Genomic DNA, 17,974 nt, shown 5'->3' with positions numbered 1-17,974 from the left:
GGGAGGGGCGAGTATTATCAGCCCCGTTGCAGCAGGCGATCGATGGAATACTTGCCCGGGCCGGTCACGTAGAGCAGCAGCAGCCCGCCCATGATGCTCACGTTCTTGTAGAAATTGATCATGTTCTCGAACTGCTCCATGCCGGTCATGGTCCAGTAGTGATGGCCGATGATGGCCGTGCCAAGGGTGTATGCGATAAGCAGGAGTGCGAGCGGGCGTGTGAAAATGCCGAGCACGATGGCTGCCGAGACAAAAAGTTCCATGATGATGGCGATGACGGCGGAAATGCCGGGGGAGGGCGCGCCGGTTTGCGCCATGTAGGCAACGGTTCCGGCGTAATTGGTGATCTTCTGCCAGCCGAAGATCAGGAACAGCAGCACCAGCAGAAAGCGGGCAGCCAGGATCAACTCATCGGCGAACTTCTCCGCACCATATTTGAACATGGTGATCTCCTTGATTTGCGAATTGTGGGGGAAAGGGGGGGAGATGGAACTTTCCATCTCCCGGTCTTCAGGGTTTAACCGAAGAGCTTGTTGGCGATTTCCGCCACGTGCTTGCCCTGGAAGCGGGCGCCGGCGAGTTCGTTTTCGCTCGGCTGGCGGCTGCCATCGCCGCCCGCGATGGTAGTGGCGCCGTAGGGGCTGCCGCCAGTGACCTCGTCGAGACGCGTCTGGCCCTGGAAGCTGTAGGGCAGGCCGACGATAATCATGCCAAAATGCAGCAGGTTGGTGATGGTGGAAAACAGCGTGACTTCCTGGCCGCCATGCTGGCTGCCCGTGGAGGTGAAGGCCGAGCCGACCTTGCCGACGAGCGAGCCGCGCACCCACAGCCCGCCGGCTTGGTCGAGAAAGCTCGCCATCTGCGAAGGCATGCGTCCGAAGCGGGTCGGCGCGCCGACGATGATGGCGTCGTACTCGGCGAGTTCAGCAACCGTGGCGATCGGCGCTTTCTGGTCGAGCTTGAAATGCGCGGCCTTGGCCACGGTCTCCGGCGCGGTTTCCGGCACGCGCTTCAGCGTCACGGTAGCGCCGGTCTCGCTAGCACCTGCTGCCACGGCTTCGGCCATCTGCTCGATATGCCCGTAGCTCGAATAATACAGAACCAGGACTTTGCTCATGAATGCCTCCTTATGTTTGGGAAAATGGTAAGGTCACGTTCAGGCTAGGCAGGTCATGCTACGTCGACGAGGACGATCTCCGCATCCTCCAGGGCAGTGACATGCAGATTGTCTAGCATACTGATCGCGGCGCCGTCGCGCGCATGGATGGTCACGCCGTCGATTTCCACGCTGCCCGTGGCGGGTACGAGATACCCAAGCCGGTCCGCGCCGAGCGCGTATTCGGCGGTTTCACCGGCTTTCAACGTGGCGCCAAGCAAGCGCGCATTGCTGTGGATCGGCAGGGCGTCGGTATCCTCGGCAAAGCCGGAGGCCAGCACGATGAACTTGCCGGCCCGCTCGCCCTTGGGGAAGGGCTTGGTGCCCCAGCTCGGCCCGTGGCCGCGGCCGTCGGGGCGGATCCAGATCTGGAAGATCTGCGTCGGCTCCTGCTCCAGGTTGTATTCGCTATGGGTGATCCCGGTCCCGGCGGACATCACCTGCACGTCGCCTGCCTCGGTGCGGCCGAGATTGCCCAGATGGTCCCGGTGCGTAATCGCGCCCTTGCGGACATAGGTAATGATTTCCATGTTCGCGTGCGGATGCGGCGGAAACCCGGTGCCCGGAGCGATCGTATCGTCATTCCAGACGCGCAGCGCCCCCCACTCCATGCGGTTGGGGTCATGATATTCAGCGAAGGAAAAATGGTGCTTGGCGTCGAGCCATCCGTGATTGGCACCGCCGAGGCTCTGGAATGGGCGTAGGTCGATCATTTCAACTCTCCTTTCGGGCCCTGTTGGCCTTGTCCTGGGAATGAGATAGAGCCGAGGGTGGTTGGTTAAAATAGAAATGATGGAAATAAATTGGTGCCAAAACAGACATGATGAGGCTGCCTGATTTCGAGGCCTGGGCCATTTTCGCCAAAGTCGCCGAGACGGGCTCTTTTGCCCGGGCGGCGGAGGAGCTGGGGTTGTCCAAACCGACCGTGTCCAAGGCCATCACCAGGCTGGAGCTGCGGCTGGGCGCGGTGCTGTTGCACCGCACGTCGCGCCGACTTTCCGTCACGGAAACGGGGCGCGGGGCGTTGGAGCGCGCGAACCGGATCATGGCCGAGGGCGAGGCAGCCGAATCCGAAGCATCGGCGCAGTCGCTTGCCCCGCGCGGCCTGGTGCGCCTCGCGGCGCCGATGTCCTTCGGCATGCGCCATCTGGCCCCGGTGCTGCCGGCATTCCTGGACCGGTATCCAGACGTCGATATCGACCTGCAACTGAGCGACGAGCTGGTGGACCTGGTGGCGGAGGGGTTCGATGCTGCTCTGCGCATTGCCGCATTGGCGGATTCCTCGCTGCGGGGCCGCCGCCTCTGCGCCGTGCGCCGCCCGCTTGTGGCGGCACCGGCCTATCTCGACCGCCACGGCCGCCCGAAACACCCGAGCGAGCTTGTCCATCACACAGGGCTGATCTACGCGAACACCGCCTCGCCCGGCGTCTGGCGGTTCAGGCACGCGCGGGGGGAGGAATACGCCGTGCCCATGCGTGGGCGGCTACGGGCCAATAATGCCGACGCGCTCGGCCCGGCCCTGCTGGCGGGGCAAGGCATGGCGCTCCAGCCCGAATTCATGGTCTGGCAGGAACTGGCTGACAGGCGGCTTGAGGAAGTGCTTCCAGGCTGGGAGATCGCGCCCATCGCGCTCAATCTCGTCACCCCGCCCAGTGTTCTGCGTCCGGCGCGGGTGACGGTGCTGCTGGACTATCTCACGGAAAGCTTCACCGCCGCCCCGTGGTCGCGAGTTGATTTGCCGGGGCCGAAGGCTTAGGACCGCCCCGGAATTGCCATGTCATACGCCATCAAGGAAATTTTCTACACGCTGCAAGGCGAGGGGCTGAATGCCGGCCGCCCGGCGGTGTTTTGCCGTTTTTCGGGCTGCAATTTGTGGAGCGGCCGGGAAGAGGACCGCGCCAAGGCCGTGTGCCAGTTCTGCGACACGGATTTTGTCGGCACGGACGGGCAGGGCGGCGGGCGCTTTGCCTCGGCCGATGCGCTGGCGGCTTCCGTTGCCCAGGCCTGGGCGGGCGAGGCAGGCAATCGGTTGGTGGTGCTTACCGGCGGCGAACCGCTTTTGCAGGTGGATGAACCGCTGATCGCGGCGCTGCATGGCCATGGCTTCGAGATTGCCGTGGAGACCAACGGCACCATCGCCCCGCCGCCGGGCATAGACTGGATCTGCGTCAGCCCGAAGGCGGACGCGCCGTTGCAGCTTACCGCGGGGCATGAGCTGAAGCTGGTCTACCCGCAGGACGGCGTCGATCCCGGCCAATTCGCGGGCCTGGCGTTCAGCAATTTCCTGTTGCAGCCGATGGATGGCCCGGACCGCGCGGAGAACACCGCGGCGGCTATCGCCTATTGCCTCGCGCATCCGCGCTGGCGGCTCAGCGTGCAGACCCATAAAGTGCTTGGAATTCCCTGAATGATCGAACTCTCGAAACGGTTTTACTTCGAAGCGGCGCATACGCTGATCCGCGTGGTGGACGCCGAACCCAGCCGGCGCATCCACGGCCATACCTACCACGCCGAGGTGACGCTACGCGGCGAGCCTGACCCGCAAAGCGGCATGCTGCTGGATCTAGGCATCTTCGAGCGCGTGCTGGCTGAGGTGCGCGACCAGCTTGACCATCATTTCCTGGACGAAATTGCCGATCTCGGTCCGGCGACGATGGAGAACCTTGCCATGTGGATTTGGCGCAAGGTCCAACCCAAGCTCCCCAACCTGGCGCTCGTTTGCGTGTACCGGGAGGCGAGCGGGGATAAGTGCTGCTACGCGGGCTGACCCGCGCGGTACGCCGCCCAGCCCTGGGCGCGTAGCTGGCAGGCGGGGCAGGTGCCGCATCCCATGCCCCATTCGTGCCGGTGGGTGGTATCGCCGTTGTAGCAGCTGATGGTCTCCTCGCGGATCAGGCTGACGAGGTCCGCCCCGCCGAGCCGTTCGGCCAAGTCCCAGGTCTGCGCCTTGTCGATCCACATCAGCGGCGTGTGGATGACGAACCGCGACTGCATGCCGAGATTCAGCGCCAGCTGCATGGCTTTCATCGTGTCGTCACGGCAATCCGGGTAGCCGGAATAATCGGTCTCGCACACGCCGGTGACCAGATGCTTGGCGCCCCGCCGGTAGGCGATGGCGGCGGCGAAGGTCATGAAGACGAGGTTGCGGCCCGGCACGAAGGTATTGGGCAGCCCGTCCGCCTGCATGGCGATGGCGACATCCTTGGTCAGCGCCGTGTCGCTGATCTGGCCGAGCACGGTGAGATCGACGAGATGATCCTCGCCCAGCTTGGCCGCCCAGGCGGGAAAGCGCGCCCGCAGGGCCTCCCGCACGTTTTGGCGCAGCTCCAGCTCCACGCGGTGCCGCTGGCCGTAATCGAAGCCGATGGTTTCAACGTGGTCGAAGCGGTCCAGCGCCCAGGCGAGGCAGGTGGTGGAATCCTGGCCACCGGAGAACAGGACCAAGGCAGATTGTTCGCTCATGTCAGCGTTAGAACGCAGGGCGGGGCGCAAGGCAAGCGCTCAGCTATCCCGCATGCCGGGGCAGCATGCGGCGCAGCACACCGTCTTTGAGCAGGTAATGATGGCACAGTGCCGCGAGCGCATGGACGCCGGCAAGGACAATGATGGTCCAGGCGGTGATGTCGTGAATCTGGTCCACCAGCTTGCCCAGTGGCTTCGGAACGGTACCTAGAGGCGACGGGATGAGCAGGCCGAAGAAGCTCAGGGGATGATTATCCATCCAGCGCGTGAGGAAGCCGAGCGGGATTTCCGCCGCGAGTAGGGTGTAAAGCAGATGATGCACGCCGATGGCCGCGCGCCCAGCGAGGCCCGGTTCGGCGGGAAAGCGGACATGGCCTGGCTTGGCGCGCCAGAAGATGCGCAGAGCGAAAATGGCGGTGAGGATCAGCCCGAATGACATATGCAACACAACCATCAGGTGATGCGTGGGGCGGGGGAAGAAGTCCCAGAACTCCGCCAGGGCGAATAGCAGCAGCACCAGCGCCGCCGTGGCCCAGTGCAGGAGGATGGAGAGGCTGTCATACCGTGCGGTGGCGGTGCCTGTGTTCATGTTGGTGGTCCTTAAAAGGTTATACGGTCGCGCCGAAGAGACGGCCGATGCCTGTGGTCGCAGCCATGGCGAGCGCACCCCAGAAGGCGACACGCAGAGCCGGTTTCAGGGCCGGAGCACCGCCCGCCCACGCGCCCATCGCGCCCAGCAGCGCCAGGAGCAGCAGCGCACTGACGCCGATGGTTGGCATGATGACTGGCACGGGGGCGAACGCAGCGAGGAGCAGAGGTGCTGCCGCCCCGGAGGAAAACATGATGGCCGAGGCGATGGCGGCCTGACTGGGGTTGGCGCTGTTGGCTTCGGTAATGCCTAGCTCGTCGCGCGCGTGGGCGCCGAGCGAATCGTGCCGCATCAGTTGCAGCGCCACCTCGCGGGCCAAAGGCGGTTCCACCCCGCGCGCGACGTAAATCTGCGTCAGTTCTTCCACCTCGAACTCGGGTTGGGTCGCCAGTTCGTCCCGCTCCTGGGCCAGGGCGGCATGCTCGGTGTCGGCCTGGGAGCTGACGGAGACATATTCGCCAGCGGCCATCGCCATCGCGCCGGCGACCAGCCCGGCCACGCCGGCCACCAGGGCCTCGTGCCGCGCGCCACTGGCGGAGACCACGCCGAGGATCAGGCTGGCGGTGGAGATGATGCCGTCATTGGCCCCGAGGACGGCGGCGCGCAGCCAGCCGGTCCGTCCGATCTGGTGGCCCTCGGTATGAAATTGTCGCACGGCTATCTCCAATTTCTGTTGCCGGGGGCTTATCGCGCCGAGGCTGCAAAAAATCCATTGCGCCATATCAAACTGTCCGGCAGGCGCGCTGTATCAAAGGGATACCGACTGTAACCGGGGAAGAAACTTTGCGGACATCCCGCCGGGCCCGCGCGGCTTAGCCGATCATCATGAGGCTGGCATTGCCGCCCGCAGCGGCGGTGTTGACGCTGATGGACTGTTCCGCGAGCAGGAATTCCAGCGGATAATCCGCTTCCCGGGGCAGGGCGTAAACCGGCACGACCGCGTGGGTGAATTGCGCCAGCGCGGCCTGGAGTTCAGCCAGCCCGGCGGCATCGCCATCGTACAGCGCAGCGTCGGGCGGTCCTGGCTCAGCAATCAGCGCCGGGGGCGGTTCTGCCAGCGCCTCCTTGGCTGCCGGGCCTGCCAGCAAGGCCTTGTTGCCTGTGGCGCGCACGGCGCTGAGCTGCCGCAGCAGCCTCTCCCGCGTTGCCGCGTGGCAGAGAATCCGCCCGCGCGGGGTCAGCACGTAGCTGTTCTGCTCGCCCGCCGGGCCGGGCAGAATGGTGCTGCCGGGCGTTGCGGGCTGTCCCGCCTGCGCCACCAGGCGGTGGAGGTAAAGCGGCCCGCCCGCCTTCGGTCCGGTGCCGGAAAGCCCATGCCCGCCGAAGGGCTGCACGCCCACCACCGCGCCGATGATGTTGCGGTTGACGTAGATATTCCCGGCCCTGATCCGGGAGGTGACGCGGGCGATGGTCTCGTCGATGCGGCTATGGATGCCGAAGGTCAGGCCATAGCCCAGCGCGTTGACGGCGCTGATCGCGGCATCCAGCTCCGCGCGCTTGTAGCGGAACACATGCAGCACCGGCCCGAACACTTCCCGGCCCAGCACGTCTATGGCGGGGATTTCGATCACCGTGGGCGGCACGAAGTATCCGCTGGTGGCATCCTCCGGCAGGCTGGCGGCGGTGATGGTGAAGCCACGCGCGCGCATCGCCTCGATATGCGCGGTGATCGTGGTGCGGGCCTCGGCGGTGATGACCGGGCCGATATCGGTTGAGAGCCGGTCCGGCCGGCCCACGCTCAATTCCGCCAGTGCGCCGTGCAGCATCTCCAGCAGGCGAGGGGCGATGTCCTCCTGCACCAGCAGGATCCGCAGGGCTGAGCAGCGCTGGCCAGCGGAATCGAAGGCGGAGGAGATGATGTCCGCCACGGCCTGCTCGGGCAGGGCGGAGGAGTCGACCACCATGGCATTCTGGCCGCCTGTTTCCGCGATGAAGGGGATGGGCAGGCCCCGTTCGTCCAGTCTGCCGATGAGTTGCGCCTGGATCAGCCGGGCCACCTCGGTCGAGCCGGTGAACATCACGCCGCGCACCCGGGTGTCCGCCACTAGCATTGCGCCGAGCTGGCCGCCTCCGGGCAGCATTTGCAGCGCGCCTTGCGGCACCCCGGCTTCGAGCAATATCCGCACGGCGGCAGCCGCGATCAGCGGCGTCTCTTCCGCAGGCTTGGCCAGCACCACATTGCCCGCTGCCAGCGCCGCCGCGACTTGGCCGGTAAAAATGGAGAGCGGGAAGTTCCACGGGCTGATCGCCACTACCGGGCCGAGAGGACGGTGGCCGGGGGCAATTTGCCCGGCGTAGTAGCGCAGGAAATCCACCGCCTCGCGGATTTCGCCAATCGCGGCCTGGAGCGTTTTGCCGGCCTCGCGCACGATCAACCCGACCAGAACCGGCAGCCTCTCTTCCAGCAGTCCGGCGGCGCGGCAGAGAATGGCTGCGCGGTCCGCCGCCGGGGTTGCCTGCCAGGCGGGTGCGGCCTGGAGCGCCTGGGTGAAGGCGGCGTCCACCAGCTCTGGCCCGGCTTCCGTCACCATCCCCACTGCATCACGCAGATCCGCCGGGTTGAGCACGGGCCGTTCCGGGCCCTCTATTTCGCCATTGGCGAGGATGGGGCACGCCACCCACTGCGCCTTGGCCAGCACTGCCTTTGCCAGGGAGGCGAGATGCTGCTCGTTGGAAAGATCGAGCCCGGCGGAATTCAACCGCGCCTCGCCGAACAGCGCGCGGGGCAGCGCGATCTTCTCATGCGGGGCGCCGAGCGGCACGATAAGCCGCGCCGTCGCCACCGGGTCGGCGATGATCTCGTCCAGGCTCAGCGCGGGGTCGTTGAGCCTGTGGACGAAGGAGGTGTTGGCGCCGTTCTCCAGCAGCCGGCGGACGAGATAGGCGAGCAGCGTCTCATGCGTGCCGACCGGCGCGTAAATGCGGCAGGGGCGGTTGAACTGCGCTTGCACGTCCTCGTAGAGCGGTTCGCCCATGCCGTGCAGGCATTGGAACTCATATTGCCCGGGGTGGAAATCCTCGCCCGCCATGGCGTGGATGGCCGCCACCGTCTGCGCGTTATGCGTGGCGAATTGCGGGAAGATGGCGTCCGGCGCGGCGAGCATCTTGCGGGCGCAGGCCAGGTAGCAGACATCCGTATGCGCCTTGCGCGTGAATACGGGAAAGCCTTCCAGGCCATCGATCTGAGCGCGCTTGATTTCCGAATCCCAGTAAGCGCCCTTCACCAGCCGCACCATCAGCCGCCTGCTGGTGCGTTGCGCGAGGCTGATGAGGAAATCCAGCACGAAAGGGGCGCGCTTCTGGTAGGCCTGCACGACGAAGCCGATGCCGTTCCACCCCGCCAGCGCGGGGTCGAGGCACAGGTTTTCCAGCAGGTCGAGCGAGAGGTCCAACCGGTCGGCTTCCTCGGCGTCGATATTGATGCCTATGCCGTAATCACGGGCGAGTTTCGCGAGTCCGGCGAGGCGCGGCAGCAGCTCGGTCATCACGCGCTTGCGCTGGGCGCGGGTGTAGCGCGGGTGCAGGGCGGAGAGTTTGATGGAAATGCCTGGGCCATCGTAAATTCCCCGGTGCCGCGCAACCGTGCCGATGGCGTGGATCGCCTCCTCATAAGCGTGCAGGTAGTGCTCGGCGTCGACGGCTGTCAGCGCGGCTTCGCCGAGCATGTCGTAGGAATGGCGGAAGCCCCTGGCCTCCGCCTTGCGACTACTGGCCAGCGCCTCGGCAATATTCTGGCCCAGCACGAATTGCTCGCCCATGAGCCGCATGGCGATGTTCACGGCGGTGCGCACCAGCGGCTCGCCGCCCCGGCCGATCAGCCGCGTGAGCAGCGTGGAGAGGCTGGCCTCGCTGCTGGTGGCGGTGAGCTTGCCGGTGATCAGCAGGCCCCAGGTGGCGGCGTTGACGAAGAGCGAACGCCCGCCGCCGAGATGGCTCTGCCAGTTCCCCGCGCCAATCTTATCACGGATCAGCGCGTCCCGCGTGGGCGTATCGGGGATACGCAGCAGCGCCTCGGCGAGGCACATCAGGGCCACACCCTCCTGGCTGGAGAGCGCATATTCCTGCAGCAGCGTCTCCACGATCCCGTGCTGGTGCCTGGCGCGCAGCCTAGTGGCGAGGCGGCGGGCCGTCTCCCGCGCGGCGGCGGAAAGCGCGGGCGGCAACTCGGCCTCGGCGATGAGGGCGGGCACGCATTCCGGCTCCGGGCGGCGGTACGCGGCTGTGATGGCAGCACGCAGCGCGGTCTGCGGCTGTGTCTCCTCAGCCAGTTCCCGGAAGGGCGAGACCGGAGATGCCGCCTGCGAATATGCTGGTTCGTCCAGTTTCATCCTGATGCACGCCCCTGTCTTTCATCCCGCTCGTCCGCTGCCGGAGCGGACGAATCGCTGTCCGCGAAATTCTCACGAAAGGCCGGGCGGCTTCAAGCTGCACCAAAGCTGACTCTGGTTGGGTTGCTGCGGCAGCAACAATCCGGAGCGGCTATCGTTCCTTACGCCGGCCGTGCGGCAACCCGCTCACCGTCCTCCTTGATGAAATCCTCCGGCAGGGGGTTGCTCAGCAGCTCCAGCACAAGCTCCGACGGACGGCACAACCGCACGCCCTTCGGCGTGACCACAATCGGGCGATTGATCAGGATCGGATGAAGCGCGATGGCGTCCAGCAGGGCATCGTCCGACAGAGCCGGGTTGCCAAGGCCCAGTTCATCGTAAGGCGTTCCCTTTTGCCGCAAAACATCGCGCAACGGCACGCCCATGCGCCTGACCAGTTCACGAAGCTCTTCGCGGCTGGGCGGCGTTTTCAAATATTCGATCACGACGGGCTCGACGCCGGTTGCGCGGATCATCGCCAGCGTGTTGCGTGACGTGCCGCAAGCAGGGTTGTGGTAGATGGTGACGCTCATAGGCGGGCTTCCTCTTTGATTGAGCTTAACACCCCTTGCGGCGCGCGCAGGAGCCAACTCATAACGCCAAGGGCGCAGACAGCGCCAATAAGTTCGGCGATAATAAACCCCGGCAGATCGGCGGGGCGGATGCCTGAAAACGTGTCAGTGAACGCCCGCGCGATCGCCACCGCCGGATTTGCAAAGGACGTCGAAGCGGTGAACCAGTAGGCCGCCGTGATGTAGAGCCCGACCAGCCAGGGAACCGCCTTGCGTTCGAAGCGGATGCCGCCGAGGATAACGGCAACAAGACCGAAAGTGGCAATGAACTCCGAAAACCATTGCGGGCCGCCGGTACGGATTTTTACCGAGGCTTCGATGATGGGCAACGCGAACATCAGATGCGCCGTCACCGTGCCGGCGATCCCGCCGAGGATCTGCGCAATCGTATATGATGCCGCTTCTTGGGCTGGGAGATCACGCCTGAGGGCGAAGACCAGCGAGACGGCAGGGTTGAAATGCGCCCCTGAGATCGGTCCCAAAATCGTGATCAGCACAACCAGCATCGCGCCCGTGGCAATCGTGTTGCCGAGCAAAGCCAGTGCGATGTCATGCGTGAGCGACTGCGCCATGATCCCGGAGCCAACCACGGTTGCCACGAGCAGGGCGGTTCCGAGAGCCTCCGCGGCAATCCGGCGCGGCAAATCGTGATCAAACATTACGCGGTCTTCCCCTGGCCGAATGTCGCACCTTCCATCCTGCCGATGTCGTGCAGGCGCTTGTCGAGGGTCATCTTGTCGATGCTGGCAAGCGGCAGGCTGAGGAAAACACTAAGACGGTTTCTGATATATTTACCCGCCTGAACGAAGGCTTTTTCCTTTTCGATATCAGTCCCTTCGACGGCTGCGGGATCCTCGAGGCCCCAATGCGCTGTCATCGGCTGCCCCGGCCAGACCGGACAAACCTCGGCCGCCGCATGATCGCAAAGCGTAAACACGAAATCCATCTCCGGCGCACCTGGCTGGGCAAATTCATCCCAATTTTTCGAGTGCAAACCCTCGATCGGATAATCATTGTTTTCAAGCACCTTGAGAGCGAACGGATTGACCGCTCCCTTCGGATGGCTTCCCGCAGAGAATGCCCGGAAATGCGCCGCGCCATCCTTGCGGAGAATGGACTCCGCCATAATCGACCTGGCACTATTGCCTGTGCAAAGAAACAGTACGTTATAAACACGGTCAGGCATTGGCGCTCTCCTTTGTTCGATTCTTATGTGTGCAATTTGTCTTTAACGAGGGACGGGTTGTCACAGGTACCAACGCCGCACGCAGCCGCGTCTCCCTGGCAGCAATTTTCTGTCAGATAGGCCAGAAGGGCATTCATGGTCGGGTATTCGGCGGCATAGATCAACGACCGCCCCTCCCGGCGAAACGTCACCAGCCCGGCGTGCCGCAGCTGATTGAGGTGAAACGAGAGGGTATTGCCTGGCACGCCAAGCCGTTCGGCTATCTGGCCGGCAGGCAACCCGTCCGTCCCGGCTTGCACAAGCAAACGGAAGACATCCAGGCGGGAGTCCTGGGCAAGCGCCGCCAAAGCCGCAACGGCCTCTCTCTTTTCCATCGTTCTATAATACTGGAATCATTATTTTAATCAAGCGGCCAAGGATACTCTTTGCATTTCCGAAATGATGGAGGTATGGATCGCGGGCGTTTAATGGGCTAGGCAACCGGCATGCCATTCCCTTCGGCACGCTTGGCCGACATGCATGTCGGCCTGATGGTGACTGGGGATGCCTTATGCCGGCGGGCCGATTGCCAAGCCTGGTACGTCGGCCGTGCTGATCGGCGGCTAGACTGGCAGGCTCGGCCTGTGCCGGGTCTGTTTTGCGCTGGCGTATAGCGGGAGAGGCCGGAAACTCGTTATAAGGAAAAAATAATATGGCGGAGAAACATCCAGACTCATTCCAGATCATGCAGATAGGAACGGGCTTCCTCGCGTCCAAGACGCTTCTGAGCGCCGTCGAACTCGGGGTGTTCACAGTGCTCGGTGCCGGGCCTCTGCCCTGTGCCGCGTTGCGGGAGCGGCTTGGCCTGCACCCGCGCGGGGCGGCCGATTTTCTCGACGCACTCGTGGCGCTGGGCCTGCTCGACCGCGAGGGTGATGGCGAGGCGTCCGTCTATGCCAACACCGTCGATACAGGGGCTTATCTCGACAAGGCCAGTCCGACCTATATCGGCAGCATTCTGGCGATGGCGAGCCAGCGGTTGTATCCGTCCTGGGGGCACCTGACGGAGGTTTTGCACACGGGCCGGCCGCATAATGAGGCGCAAGGCGAGGACGAAACCAACTGTTCGCAGCACTTTACGCCGACCCGGAGCGGCTCGAAGCATTTATAGAGGCCATGGCCGGCGTACAGCTGAACAATTTCATTGTCCTGGCAGACAGGTTCGATTTTTCCAGGTTTGGCACGGCCTGCGATGTTGGTGGTGCCAGTGGCGCGCTCTCGATCGCCATCGCGCGACGGCATCCTGAGATCAAATGCATTTCCTTCGATTTGCCCTAGGTTACGCCGCTTGCCCGCCGCAAGATCGAGGCCGCCGGGCTTGCCGGGCACATTGAGGCTGTCAGCGGCAATTTTCTGGTCGAAGACCTGCCGAAGGCCGACCTCGTGCTGATGGGTAACATCCTGCACGACTGGGGTACCGAGACGAAGCAGCGGCTCATTGCCAAGGCTTACGCCGCGCTCCCCGCTGGGGGAGCGTTCATTGCGATCGAGAATGTGATCGACAACGAACGGAAGAAGAATGTGTTCGGCTTGTTGATGTCGCTCAACATGCTCGTGGAGACGCCGGGGGGGGCTACGACTACACCTTCGCGCAATTCGACGGCTGGCGCCGTGCTGCGGGTTTCCGGTGCACCGAAACCTTCCCTCTGGCCGGCCCGGCCAGCGCCGCCGTCGCCTGGAAGTAGCCGTAAGCCCTGCTCAGTTCGATGCCACGTCCACGCCTTGTCGCAGGCCGAGAAGCCCCTGCCGCAGGTCCGGAACCAAGGTATTCTGGCCGATGAACACGGTCAGCATCAACCTGGCGAAGTCGGGGTCGGAGATATAGCCGGCCGGATGCTGGTCGTAATAGGCGTGCACGCCGTCTGGCGAGAACACGAGTTCCACGTCTTCCCCGGCATGCATCGCCTGCAAGGAATTAAGAAAGGCGGAAAACTGCCCCTGGGTGATCGTGCACGGGGCGGGACAGTTGCGGAGCAGCCCTTTGCGCCAAGCGTCACGTATCTTGTCGACGCTGACATCATGAACGAAATGCAGCAGCAGTACCTTATCCCCGCCCGAAGCGAGGATGGCGCTCGCATCGTGGCTCGGCTGCTGCAGGTACAGCCCGGCAACGTACACCTTAATCGCCAAGACTGAATAAGTGCGCAACCCGACGCCATTCAGCACCAGCGTCGTGTTCCCCACGGCCGCAGTAGCCGGAAAAGTCACGCCGTCCAGCTGGGCGGCCAGTGTTTGGCGCGGCACACCACCCGCCAGAAGCATGGCGGCGACCGCAAGCCACCGGACAGACTGAGAGCCCCTGCTGTTCATGCGCTATATTTGCCGCGACCGGCGGACGGGCGCAACCTGGTTATGGCGATCTGTACACTCTGTAATCCGGCTGATGCCTGGCCCCATGCTGTTCCGCTTGGGACTATCGCCTGCCCATTAACCATGAAAGGCATGCGCCATGCCGCTAACAGAAAAAGCGAAGCCAGAGACTGCTCCCCTAAATCGGGGGAACTTCAGTCGGTAGAAATTAGACCAGTACTCGCGCGTCTGCATCGCCGCTGCAAGCGGCCCCGCGCATACGTGGTGCCGCTAGATGTCGCCAGTGCATTTTTTGGCGTGGATCCCGTCGCATCGCATAAGCTCTTGCTTTTTGGAGCGATGCTTCAACAATATCGATGTCAAAAACGAAAACTAGATTCTGCGGATGTTTTCATGTAATTTTGTACTATAGCAAGTAATTATAAACGTTCGTATAACGGAAAAGTAATTCCGGATTCTTGTGTTTCAATGTATAGTCCTAATGTGGGAGTGTTGCGAAAAACATCTGTATACTAACGGGATGACAAGGCATATTGCACTGCGTCGGCCCAGAATATAACGAGAGGAACTGAGCCGATGGTCGCCCATCATCCAGTTCACACGAATTTTCAAGTGGGACTATTGTCCCCTGGTCAGGAAGAGGCAGGAAATACACAAGAATTTATAGTCGGCAATTGCACCGCGATGCGTGAGGTGTTCGATCGCATCAGGAGGTTTGCGAAATATGATGCGCCAGTGCTGATCTCCGGTGAAACCGGGACGGGAAAGGAACTGGCGGCCCAGGCGATCCACCAAAGATCGGAACGCAAGGATGGGCCTTTTGTTGCCATTAACTGTGCCACCTTGCCTGCGACGCTGATCGCGTCAGAGTTGTTCGGATACGAAAAAGGCGCATTCACAGGGGCGGTTACGCGCAAGCTTGGCCTAATCGAGCAAGCCAATAACGGCACGCTATTTCTCGATGAAATCGGCGATCTTCCGCTCGAGTTGCAGGCTCACATGCTGCGTTTTTTACAAGAGCATACGATTACGCGCCTGGGAGGGCACACGCCGATCCAGGTGAACGCCCGCGTGATTTCAGCCAGCCACGTGGACCTTGAGGCTGCCATGGCGGCGGGGACATTTCGTGACGACCTGTTCTACCGCCTGAATGTTTTGCCGCTGCGCATGCCATCGCTGCGGGAGCGTGAGGAAGACGTTCTGCTTCTCGCAACATATTTTTTGCGGCGCATAACAATGGAAATTGGCGCGGGGCAGTTCGAATTGACGCCGGAAGCCAAAACTGTCATTCAGGCATACTCCTGGCCCGGGAACGTAAGGGAAATGATAGCAGCAATCAGGCGCGCTGTCGTGATGAGTGCGGAGTGCCTGATCAGACCCGATGACTTGGCGATTCAAATCAAGCCAGAGAGCGAACTGCGTGCGCATTCGCCGGCAGTGCCGCCCATGCGACGCTTCAGTCCGGGGTCGGAGCAGGAGCGTCTTGCTTTGTTGCAGGCCCTGCATAGGAACCGCAATAACGTGACGAAGGCCGCGGCAGATATCGGTGTGTCACGGGTGACGTTCTATCGCATGGCGAAACGCCATTCGGACGCATTTCACAACATTCTGCGGCAAGAGAAAGACGCCTGAAGAGAATCAGACGTCATGGATATTTTCAACCAGCAAAGAAGATATTGTTATGGGGTCGCGCCGTTTATGGTGATGACCTGAGTGCCGGAGAGCATGTTTTGCTGCTGCGCCAGGGGCTTTAATTCATCCCATAAGATGATGGTTCCCATCGGCGTTGACGCTCTGTTCAGCGAAGGTCCCTGTAATCCCGTTCCCTTAATGGTTGAGATAGCGCTATTGGAAAGCGGGAACAGGGTCACGTCGGCAACTGGCAGGATGGAGGCCTGGACGTCGTCTTGCGCGAAGCATTTTACCGGCAGGGCAATTCCGGCCAGGCAAAAGCCAAGACCACACATGAAAAGCAATTTTAATCCATTTGCTTTTGGCTCTGCTGTGTCTCTGCGCTTCATCTTCGGGTTTCTCATTGCTGCCTCTGTCCGCTTACCGCTCGGCGTTCGCCGGCGGTAAGCGCATTTTACAAACTATTTAAACCCACCGTTACTGAAAGCTAGCGAGTTTTGAATACTTGAGTGGATTTGTTGTTGCATGAGCCATTGGCTCATCCCGGTGATCCCGATATTCGCTGTCGTCGCCACGCTCACCATGGCGTTGTTCGCTTCATTGCTGATGACGTTGGAAATACCGCTGCCCCCGAGGTTGGAGACGACCGAGGTCAAGCCGGCATTGGCCGAATTTGTCAGGGTGACATTAGAGCCGGATGGGGGAGTGAACGTATTTGTGCTACCATTGCTGTTGGTTACGGTTATCGGCACGCCAGCCGAGGAGGACGTTCCAGCCGAGGGGGACGTCAACGTGACCTGGGGCACCATGATACTCTGAACGACCACGCCGTTAACGGTGTCGATCTGCTGGAAAGCGAAATCGATCGAAAAACTCGGACCGAAGTCAAAACCGCCCCGTATGTTGGCGAGTTGTGCCGGCGTTAATTGTATAGCCCCGGGTATGGCGATCTCACCGCCGATATTCAGAGGGGAGGGAGCGGCATGCGCTGCCTGTGCGGAAGGAAACGCGAAGATCAGGCCTGTGGCCGTCGTGTACTTAAGAAAATGGCTGTACAACATCGTATCATACTCCTGTTGTGCGCCAGGCGTTAAAACCTTGACGGGTTTGGCATCGTAACTTGTTGTAGCGTTGCCAAATTTACCATGAACCGGCTTAGATCGACCGGAGCGCCAGGCTCCCCGGACCAATCCTGATGATCGTTGAAATTTGCTCGCGCCGCCGGCAGGTCAGATAGGACGATAAAAAATATCCCAGACCATTGCTTCTCGAATTCGGCTATGGATACGGTTCGCAGACCTATGGCGGGGTCAGAGAGCAGGACGTTGCCATTCTGGATTCCCCGCAGCACAACAAAGTGCTTGTACCCATGCTCGTCCATCAGCACGATCGCCGGTATCCTGATCTCGGCGATTTTCTCTAGCGGCGCACGGAAACCACCGGAAGGGATGCCGTGCCGGCTTAGATATTCCTTCATGTCCAGCAGCGAGAAGCCAGATTGTACGATAGCCTTCTGGTCGCCATTCTGAAACATTTCGATAAAGACGGACGATTCAGTTGCGGGCTGATGATAGGTAAAGAGCAGCAACGTTGCCAAAGCCGCGGAGCCGCACGAGAAGTCATATTGCTGCTTGATTGTTGTGCTGAACTTGCGCGCCTCGAAGCTCTGGACGGAGACGTTGGCATACCCGCCTCCATCGCCAACGGTAAGACCGTTGAAGCTGATTTGTCCTGCATGTGAGCTTGTCGTTCCCAATAACGTGCATGCCAGCAATCCTGTTGCGAATTGTATTTTTATGCGCATCACAGCCACTCCATGGAGTTGGTGTTAATGTACAACGATATTTACTGTCATACTACTTTGTAGCAGCGCATTGTTGCCTGTATTTTGTAATACCGTCGTGAGGCCAGTGTCATTGTTGATCGACTGGCTGTTGGAGATGTTGCCGGTCGGCGAATTGATTGCGGTATTGCCCGAGTCGTTACCCAAATTGATTGAAGTTGCCGACCCCTCGCCGCGAAGTTTGGCCAACTGGGTGCTTGATACTTGCGTGTTGCCCAGGGTGCCGAGCAGAACGCTGGAATCTTCGGTGCCAGATGCAAAGGCGGGGGAATCTGTGGAACATAAAACTCCGGCGGCGGCAAGTATGGATGCCGCGGCTTTGATCAAGGTCATCATTGGGCGCTCCTGAACTGAGGATTACGGTACCGTAACGCGGTGTACACATGTAGCAGCCCCGCATGGCGCCTCTCGTCGCGCCATGCAGAGCCAAAAGCTACAGGTTTGACGCGAATGCTTACTTGCCGATGGTACCGTTGCCCACCTGGGCGCCGATCGACACGGAACTCTGCTGCAGTGCGTCGAAGCCGGTGTTCTGCTGCGCGGTGATAACGCCGTTACTCGCGCTGAGGGAGTCGTTGCCCAGGGAGTTGTTGCCGGTCGTCAGGGAGCCACCGCTGCCGCCCTTGCTCTTCCATCCGTGCGCGTCGCCGCCATCGCCGAGAACGACCTTGCTGCCATCAACAAAGCCCAAATTCCCGGACACCACATCAAGGTGGGTGTTTGTCTTCTGGACGTCCAGTGTGCGTTCGTTGACTAAG

The 17,974-nt window shown here is 61.8% G+C and carries 22 protein-coding genes and 1 pseudogene; 7 read left to right on the top strand and 16 right to left on the bottom strand.

The features are described 5' to 3' along the window. Positions 1-17: 17 nt before the first annotated feature. From ACLPJJ_RS01860 to ACLPJJ_RS01850, 3 genes are all read right to left on the bottom strand, one after another. Positions 18-443: a DoxX family protein gene (locus tag ACLPJJ_RS01860; protein WP_443589043.1), complete on the bottom strand. Its 426-nt coding sequence runs from the start codon at positions 441-443 to the stop codon at positions 18-20. A gap of 74 nt (positions 444-517) precedes the next feature. Further along, on the bottom strand, positions 518-1,117 hold the full coding sequence (wrbA, locus tag ACLPJJ_RS01855) for an NAD(P)H:quinone oxidoreductase (protein ID WP_443589041.1): 600 nt from the start codon (positions 1,115-1,117) through the stop codon (positions 518-520). Between the two features lie 53 nt (positions 1,118-1,170). Further along, a complete protein-coding gene (locus ACLPJJ_RS01850) occupies positions 1,171-1,869 on the bottom strand; it encodes a pirin family protein (RefSeq protein WP_443589040.1) in 699 nt (232 codons plus the stop codon). A gap of 107 nt (positions 1,870-1,976) precedes the next feature. On the opposite strand from ACLPJJ_RS01850, the gene ACLPJJ_RS01845 reads away from it, so the two are divergent. The 3 genes from ACLPJJ_RS01845 to ACLPJJ_RS01835 are packed head-to-tail and all read left to right on the top strand — an operon-like array spanning position 1,977 to position 3,923. Beyond that, entirely contained in the window at positions 1,977-2,912 is a 936-nt protein-coding gene (locus ACLPJJ_RS01845; RefSeq protein ID WP_443589038.1) for a LysR family transcriptional regulator, read from the top strand. Between the two features lie 18 nt (positions 2,913-2,930). Beyond that, complete coding sequence (gene queE, locus ACLPJJ_RS01840) at positions 2,931-3,563, top strand: 7-carboxy-7-deazaguanine synthase (protein ID WP_443589037.1); 633 nt, start codon at positions 2,931-2,933, stop codon at positions 3,561-3,563. Next, positions 3,564-3,923 (top strand): 6-pyruvoyl trahydropterin synthase family protein, encoded by a 360-nt coding sequence (locus ACLPJJ_RS01835; protein ID WP_443589036.1) that lies wholly within the window; start codon positions 3,564-3,566, stop codon positions 3,921-3,923. On the opposite strand, the gene queC is transcribed toward ACLPJJ_RS01835, so the two are convergent. The 7 genes from queC to ACLPJJ_RS01800 form a co-directional block, all read right to left on the bottom strand. After that, the gene (gene queC / locus ACLPJJ_RS01830) at positions 3,911-4,618 is read right to left on the bottom strand and encodes a 7-cyano-7-deazaguanine synthase QueC (protein ID WP_443589035.1); all 708 of its coding nucleotides are present in this window, start codon (positions 4,616-4,618) and stop codon (positions 3,911-3,913) included. The genes ACLPJJ_RS01835 and queC overlap by 13 nt on opposite strands. Positions 4,619-4,661: 43 nt before the next feature. Beyond that, positions 4,662-5,207, bottom strand: coding sequence for a cytochrome b (locus tag ACLPJJ_RS01825; protein ID WP_443589034.1), 546 nt, complete (start codon positions 5,205-5,207; stop codon positions 4,662-4,664). Between the two features lie 19 nt (positions 5,208-5,226). Then, positions 5,227-5,922 (bottom strand): VIT1/CCC1 transporter family protein, encoded by a 696-nt coding sequence (locus tag ACLPJJ_RS01820; protein ID WP_443589033.1) that lies wholly within the window; start codon positions 5,920-5,922, stop codon positions 5,227-5,229. A 157-nt stretch (positions 5,923-6,079) separates the two neighbouring features. Further along, a complete protein-coding gene (putA, locus tag ACLPJJ_RS01815; RefSeq protein WP_443589032.1) occupies positions 6,080-9,595 on the bottom strand; it encodes a trifunctional transcriptional regulator/proline dehydrogenase/L-glutamate gamma-semialdehyde dehydrogenase in 3,516 nt (1,171 codons plus the stop codon). A gap of 161 nt (positions 9,596-9,756) precedes the next feature. Next, on the bottom strand, positions 9,757-10,167 hold the full coding sequence (gene arsC / locus ACLPJJ_RS01810) for an arsenate reductase (glutaredoxin) (protein ID WP_443589030.1): 411 nt from the start codon (positions 10,165-10,167) through the stop codon (positions 9,757-9,759). Continuing rightward, positions 10,164-10,865, bottom strand: coding sequence for an MIP/aquaporin family protein (locus ACLPJJ_RS01805; RefSeq protein ID WP_443589029.1), 702 nt, complete (start codon positions 10,863-10,865; stop codon positions 10,164-10,166). Before ACLPJJ_RS01805 ends, arsC begins: the two co-directional genes overlap by 4 nt. Further along, positions 10,865-11,392 carry an arsenate reductase ArsC gene (locus ACLPJJ_RS01800; protein ID WP_443589028.1) on the bottom strand — a complete coding sequence of 176 codons (528 nt, stop codon included), beginning with the start codon at positions 11,390-11,392 and terminating at the stop codon, positions 10,865-10,867. The genes ACLPJJ_RS01805 and ACLPJJ_RS01800 overlap by 1 nt, the downstream gene beginning before the upstream one ends. On the opposite strand from ACLPJJ_RS01800, the gene ACLPJJ_RS01795 reads away from it, so the two are divergent. The 3 genes and pseudogenes from ACLPJJ_RS01795 to ACLPJJ_RS01785 form a co-directional block, all read left to right on the top strand. Then, a complete protein-coding gene (locus ACLPJJ_RS01795) occupies positions 11,392-11,796 on the top strand; it encodes a hypothetical protein (RefSeq protein WP_443589027.1) in 405 nt (134 codons plus the stop codon). The two genes, ACLPJJ_RS01800 and ACLPJJ_RS01795, sit on opposite strands and share 1 nt — an antisense overlap. Positions 11,797-12,083: 287 nt before the next feature. After that, positions 12,084-12,542: a methyltransferase family protein gene (locus ACLPJJ_RS01790; RefSeq protein ID WP_443589026.1), complete on the top strand. Its 459-nt coding sequence runs from the start codon at positions 12,084-12,086 to the stop codon at positions 12,540-12,542. Between the two features lie 5 nt (positions 12,543-12,547). Further along, positions 12,548-12,943, top strand: a pseudogene (locus tag ACLPJJ_RS01785) (methyltransferase); the annotation flags it as partial. A 186-nt stretch (positions 12,944-13,129) separates the two neighbouring features. Here ACLPJJ_RS01785 and ACLPJJ_RS01780 read toward each other — a convergent pair. After that, positions 13,130-13,675: a chalcone isomerase family protein gene (locus tag ACLPJJ_RS01780; RefSeq protein WP_443589064.1), complete on the bottom strand. Its 546-nt coding sequence runs from the start codon at positions 13,673-13,675 to the stop codon at positions 13,130-13,132. A 642-nt stretch (positions 13,676-14,317) separates the two neighbouring features. Between ACLPJJ_RS01780 and ACLPJJ_RS01775 the strand changes: the two genes are divergently transcribed. Next, positions 14,318-15,373 (top strand): sigma-54 interaction domain-containing protein, encoded by a 1,056-nt coding sequence (locus tag ACLPJJ_RS01775; protein WP_443589025.1) that lies wholly within the window; start codon positions 14,318-14,320, stop codon positions 15,371-15,373. 47 nt (positions 15,374-15,420) lie between these two features. Here ACLPJJ_RS01775 and ACLPJJ_RS01770 read toward each other — a convergent pair whose 3' ends face one another. The 5 genes from ACLPJJ_RS01770 to ACLPJJ_RS01750 all read right to left on the bottom strand — a co-directional run. After that, the gene (locus tag ACLPJJ_RS01770; protein WP_443589024.1) at positions 15,421-15,777 is read right to left on the bottom strand and encodes a hypothetical protein; all 357 of its coding nucleotides are present in this window, start codon (positions 15,775-15,777) and stop codon (positions 15,421-15,423) included. 57 nt (positions 15,778-15,834) lie between these two features. Beyond that, positions 15,835-16,434, bottom strand: coding sequence for a hypothetical protein (locus ACLPJJ_RS01765; RefSeq protein WP_443589023.1), 600 nt, complete (start codon positions 16,432-16,434; stop codon positions 15,835-15,837). 29 nt (positions 16,435-16,463) lie between these two features. Beyond that, on the bottom strand, positions 16,464-17,177 hold the full coding sequence (locus ACLPJJ_RS01760) for a C39 family peptidase (protein ID WP_443589022.1): 714 nt from the start codon (positions 17,175-17,177) through the stop codon (positions 16,464-16,466). Positions 17,178-17,201: 24 nt separating this feature from the next. Continuing rightward, the gene (locus ACLPJJ_RS01755; protein WP_443589021.1) at positions 17,202-17,552 is read right to left on the bottom strand and encodes a hypothetical protein; all 351 of its coding nucleotides are present in this window, start codon (positions 17,550-17,552) and stop codon (positions 17,202-17,204) included. Between the two features lie 118 nt (positions 17,553-17,670). Next, the coding region (locus ACLPJJ_RS01750) for a hypothetical protein (protein ID WP_443589020.1) at positions 17,671-17,974 on the bottom strand (304 nt) is incomplete at its 5' end.

Source organism: Acidocella sp., assembly GCF_052326845.1.
GTDB lineage: Bacteria > Pseudomonadota > Alphaproteobacteria > Acetobacterales > Acetobacteraceae > Acidocella.
The sequence above is the reverse complement of the archived record's forward strand: the minus strand, read 5'-3'. Positions and strand labels throughout refer to the sequence as shown.